The following is a 3,962-nucleotide window of genomic DNA, read 5'->3' as shown; positions in this document are numbered from 1 at the left end:
CGGCGGATACCACCACGGTGTGGGACACCCCGGGGGTGTTGTCCACGAAGTTGGTGATCAACCAGTTCAGGTTCTGCGCCGCCTGGCTCATCGGGCTCACACTAACGCTCCTGATCGTAGGTGCTGCTGCCGCCGGGGCCGAAGCCCTGGTGGCCTGTGTCCGTCCCCGCGTTACGTCCCCGCTGGACGCCGCGGCGCAGGTTGCTCAACCTGCCGCGGACGTCCTCCGGGGCGCGGGAGACCGAGGGGCCGCCCTGCGGGGTCTGTTCTGCGGTGCCCTCGACCAGGTTGGCCTTGGGTACCCGTCGGGGAAGACCGGAAGGGGTCACCCCGCCTGCCTTGGGCTCCCGGAGACGCTCGGCCCGGTGCCAGCGGTCGTCGTTCGCCGAGCGCCAGTCCGGGTCGCCCTTCGGAGAGGCCTCCTGCGGCTGCTGTTCCCGCTCCTCGGACGGCTGCCAGGCCTTGTCGCGACGCGGGAGACCCGCGCCGGTCAGGGACTGGGCGCCGCTCGGGGAGGGGCCCGGACGTTCGAAGCCTACGCTTTCCTGCCGGTCAACGGGAGCGTCGGAGGGTTCCGATTCCGGTCCGTGATCCGGTGCGTACCGCCCCTCCTGGCTGAAGGGCTCGGTCCACCGGTCCTGCGCGGGCGGCGCGGACTGGGCGGGCTGGGCACCGAAGGGTGAGTACGACTGCTGGTCAGCCGGGGCGGCTTCGCCGTAGGCCGCCTCAGGATAGCCGTTCTGCTGGTAACCCGCGTCCTGGTAACCGGAGTTCTGGTATTCCTGCGCGGCGTACTCCTGCTCCGGATAGGCCGCCCGGGGATATTCCGCTTCGTAGCCCCGGGACTCCTGCGGAGCCTCCTGGCGGTAGCCCTGCGGCTCCGGCTCGTCCCGGTACACCGGCTGCTGCTCGGCCGCCTGGGCCTCCAGCTGGGCGCGGCGCTCCTCACGCATCCGGGAGCGGCCCACGGGGTCCAGCTCGCGGGCGTCGTCGGGCGCCCGCTCGTAGCGCGACTCGTCGAAGCCGAGCTCGGCCGCCGTCCGCATCGGGAGCTGGTGCTCCTGGCCGCCGCCGAAGGCCTGCGGCTGCTCCGGGACGATCCGGGAGACGGTGAAGTCGTCCTCGGGGGACGGCTCGCCGCCACCGCCGTGGGTGATGTTCTCGGGCAGCATGACCAGCGAGGTGGTGCCGGCCTGCTCCCCGGAGGGGCGGAGCTGGACGCGGATGCCGTGCCGGTCCGCGAGGCGGCCGACCACGAAGAGGCCCATGCGCCGGGCGACCGCCACGTCCACGGTGGGCGGGTTGGCCAGCTTGTGGTTGATGTCCGCGAAGTCCTCGGCGGTGAGGCCGATGCCCTTGTCGTGGATCTCGACCATGATGCGGCCGTCGGGGAGCCGCGTCGCGGTGACGCGGACCTTGGTCTGCGGGGAGGAGAACGAGGTGGCGTTCTCCAGCAGCTCGGCGAGGAGGTGTACGAGGTCGGAGACCGCGGTGCCGTGGATCTCGGTCTCCGGGACGCCGCTCAGCTCGATGCGCTCGTACTGCTCCACCTCGGAGGCGGCGGCGCGGAGCACGTCGATCAGCGGGACCGGCTGGTTCCAGCGGCGGCCGGGCTCCTCGCCCGCGAGGACCAGGAGGTTCTCACCGTTGCGCCGCATACGCGTCGCGAGGTGGTCCATCTTGAACAGGTTCTCCAGCTGGTCCGGGTCCGCCTCGTTGTTCTCGAGGTCGGTGATCAGGGTGAGCTGGCGTTCGATGAGGCCCTGGTTGCGGCGGGAGAGGTTGGTGAAGATCGCGTTGACGTTGCCCCGGAGGAGAGCCTGCTCGGATGCGAGCCGGACCGCCTCGCGGTGGACCTGGTCGAAGGCGCGGGCCACCTCGCCGATCTCGTCGCGGCTGGTGATCGGGATGGGCTCGACGCGGGTGTCGACCCGGCCCGGGTCGGTCCGCGAGAGCTGGTCGACGAGGCTCGGCAGGCGCTGCTCGGCCACGTCGAAGGCGGCGGTGCGCAGACGCTGCATGGAGCGGCTCATCGAGCGGGCGGTCATACCGGCCAGGATGAAGGCGACCAGCAGGACGAGGACCACCAGGACACCGGTGATGATGGCTTCCCGCTGGGCGTCGCTGGAGATGTTCTGGGTCTCGGTCACCGCGTTGTCGACGAGCTGCTTCTCCACCGCGCGGTAGGCGTCGAACTTGCCGGTCGCGGTGGCGAACCAGCTCTCCGGCGTGATGCCGGAGTCCTTGAGCTCGTCGCCGTTCCGGTTGGTCGCGATGGAGGTGACCATCTTGTCGAAGGACGGCGGCGGGATGAAGACGACCCCGGCGGCGTCCGCCTGCCGCTTGGCCTCCTCGACCTTCTCCTTGCCCTTCGCCTGGGCGTCCCGCAGCGCGGTCTCCAGCAGTCGCTGGCTCTCCGGGGTGGCACCGCCCATGTACTCGCCGAGGGCGATGTTCTCCAGGTAGGCGTACGAGCTGAAGGCCGTGAGCTGGGCGCCGCGGCTGGCCGCGTCGGGGCCCGGCTTGACCAGCAGGTGCATACCGATGGAGCGCTCCAGCGAGAGCGCGGCCTTGGTCAGCGAGATCGCGTAGACCGTGCGGCCGTAGCTGGTCACGTTGCCGGTGCCCAGGCCGAGCTCGTTGGCGAACTCCATCAGGAAGTGCTGGACCCGGACGTAGTTCTCCTCGGTCTGCACCCCCGGGAGCTTGCTGGTGTAGGCGTTCTCGCGGAGGCTCTCCAGCTGGGGCTCGACCTCGCGGTAGGCGTCCAGCCGGCGGTTGAGGCCCGGCCGGTCGGGCATGTCCTGGACGGCGGCCTCGAAGTCCTGGCGGGCCGCGTCGCTGGCGGCGCGGGCCTCGGTGACGACCTTGCTGTCCCGGTCGCCCGCGAGGAGCGGGGCGGCGGTGACGTCGCGCTCGTCCAGCAGCCGGTGGCCGTAGGTGGCGGCGGCCCGGACGAGGCGCGCGGTGCGCTCGGCCTCCTTGGCCTCCTGCAGCGTGTCGATCGAGCCGTTGACCTGGAACGCGCCCAGGACCAGGCCGACCAGCACGGGGATCAGCAGAACCGCGTTCAGCTTGGCGGGCACCCGCCAGTTCTGCACGGAGAACCGGCCGCCGCGCGAGGGCGGGGGCGGCTCGGGCGCTTCCACGGGCGGTGGCGCCGCTGCGCGCGACGGCGGGGTGAAGTTGCCGCGCGACGCCTCGTGCGACGCGGGGCCGGACTTGCTTCGCCTCACTCGACCAACAACCTCTCGGCGCCGGCACCTCGCGGTGTGCCGTCTGTCCTGGACAAGCTCCTGTGCAGGAGTTTCATGGAATTGCAGCACGTCAGGCGTGCGCATTCCAAACACCGGGAAGAGGCGCTCCGAGACCCCGCAGGGGGTGGAGAAAAGCGACATTTGGTGTGAATGCTGTCAAAACCCACCCGAATGTTGAGCGCTGTGAAGTTGTTCGAACGCAACGGGTTTACCGGCGCGGGTAATTCTCTGTGGAATCGTTATGAACACAGAGGCGGGCCGTGTCAAAGGACACAGCCCGCCTCATGACCAACTTTCCTGTCTGTCCTGATAGTTGAGCCGAAGGCGCTACTTCAGGCGTGCCATGAGTGCGTGTTCGACGAGGGTGATGAGGGCGCTCTTGGCGTCGGCGCGGTGGCGGGCGTCGGTGGTGATGATGGGGGCGTCGGGGCCGATCTGGAGGGCTTCGCGGACTTCTTCGGGGGTGTAGGGCTGGTGTCCGTCGAAGCCGTTGAGGGCGATGACGAAGGGGAGGCCGCTGTTCTCGAAGTAGTCGACGGCGGGGAAGCAGTCGGCGAGGCGGCGGGTGTCGACGAGGACGACGGCGCCGATGGCGCCGCGGACGAGGTCGTCCCACATGAACCAGAAGCGGTCCTGTCCGGGGGTGCCGAACAGGTACAGGATCAGGTCCTGGTCCAGGGTGATCCGGCCGAAGTCCATCGCCAC

2 protein-coding genes and 1 pseudogene are annotated in these 3,962 nt (G+C 70.0%); all 3 read right to left on the bottom strand.

The window, feature by feature from the left end; all coding sequences use genetic code 11:
* A pseudogene (locus IF83_RS0129325) lies at positions 1-91 on the bottom strand (roadblock/LC7 domain-containing protein); the annotation flags it as partial.
* Positions 92-101: 10 nt separating this feature from the next.
* A complete protein-coding gene (locus IF83_RS0129320) occupies positions 102-3,236 on the bottom strand; it encodes a sensor histidine kinase (RefSeq protein ID WP_030549377.1) in 3,135 nt (1,044 codons plus the stop codon).
* A gap of 348 nt (positions 3,237-3,584) precedes the next feature.
* On the bottom strand, positions 3,585-3,962 hold a 378-nt coding region (locus tag IF83_RS0129315; protein ID WP_030549375.1), incomplete at its 5' end, for a GTP-binding protein.

The sequence above is a fragment of the Streptomyces albus subsp. albus genome, assembly GCF_000719865.1.
In the GTDB taxonomy this organism is placed as follows: Bacteria; Actinomycetota; Actinomycetes; order Streptomycetales; family Streptomycetaceae; genus Streptomyces; species Streptomyces albus_E.
This window is presented reverse-complemented; position numbering and strand designations above follow the sequence as displayed.